This is a genomic window from Motilibacter peucedani, assembly GCF_003634695.1.
In the GTDB taxonomy this organism is placed as follows: domain Bacteria; phylum Actinomycetota; class Actinomycetes; order Motilibacterales; family Motilibacteraceae; genus Motilibacter; species Motilibacter peucedani.
The window spans coordinates 1-1,118 of sequence record NZ_RBWV01000007.1; the positions used below are offsets into that span (position 1 = coordinate 1).

Consider the following 1,118-nt stretch of genomic DNA (forward strand, 5'->3'; position numbering starts at 1 on the left):
TGTACTGATCAGGCACGTTGGTCGAGGTCGTGTGACGACACGATCTGATTGATCTTGATGTGGGAGGACCTCCCGGCGTGGAGTGGAGCTGCTGAAGGCACCCACGACACGACCAGGAGGTCCTCGTGTCCCACGCTAACGCTGCCCTGACTCCACGAGCCCGTCTGCGGCTGGCGCGGCTCATCGTCGAAGACGGCTGGCCGGTTGCCCGGGCAGCTGAGCGGTTCCAGGTCTCGTGGCCGACAGCCAAGCGGTGGGCCGAGCGCTACCGCCAGGCGGGGGCGGCGGGCATGCACGACCGCTCCTCCCGTCCCCACTTCAGCCCGACCCGCACTCCCGCGCCGGTGGTCCGTCGGATCGTGCACCTGCGGTGGAAGCGGCGCCTTGGCCCGGTCGGGATCGCCTCCGAGCTGCGGGTGCCCGCCTCGACGGTGTACGCAGTGCTCGCCCGCTGCCGCATCAGCCGCTTGTCCCACCTGGACCGGGCGACGGGAGAGCCGGTGCGCCGCTACGAGCACCTGCACCCGGGTGACCTGCTGCACATGGACGTGAAGAAACTCGGGCAGATCCCCGACGGCGGCGGCTGGCGCTTCCTCGGCCGTGAGCAGGGCAAGCGGAACCGGCACCTCACGCCGGGAAAGCCGCGCAGCCAGTACCGGCAGCCGAGAATGGGTCACACCTACGTCCACACCGTCATCGACGACCACTCCCGCGTCGCCTACGCCGAGATCCACGACGACGAGACCCGCGAGACCGCTGTCGCTGTGCTGCGCCGGGCGGTGGCCTGGTTCGCTGCCCGCGGCGTCGTCACACGCCGCGTGCTCACCGACAACGGCGGCTGCTACCGCAGCCACCTCTGGCGCGACGCCTGCGCCGAACTCGGCGTGACGCACAGGCGCACCCGGCCCTACCGCCCGCAGACCAACGGCAAGATCGAACGCTTCCATCGCAGCCTGGCCGCCGGCTGGGCGTTCGCCCGGCTCTACCCCTCCGAGTCAGCCCGCCGGAACGCCTTGCCCGCCTGGCTCCACGAGTACAACCATCACAGGCTCCACACCGCCATCGGGCAAGTCCCACCCATCACAAGGTTGACCAACCTCACTGGGCAGAACAGCTAG

1 protein-coding gene is annotated in these 1,118 nt (G+C 69.8%); it reads left to right on the plus strand.

All coding sequences use genetic code 11. The features are described 5' to 3' along the window. Positions 1-125: 125 nt before the first annotated feature. Positions 126-1,118: an IS481 family transposase gene (locus CLV35_RS01485; protein WP_121191667.1), complete on the plus strand. Its 993-nt coding sequence runs from the start codon at positions 126-128 to the stop codon at positions 1,116-1,118.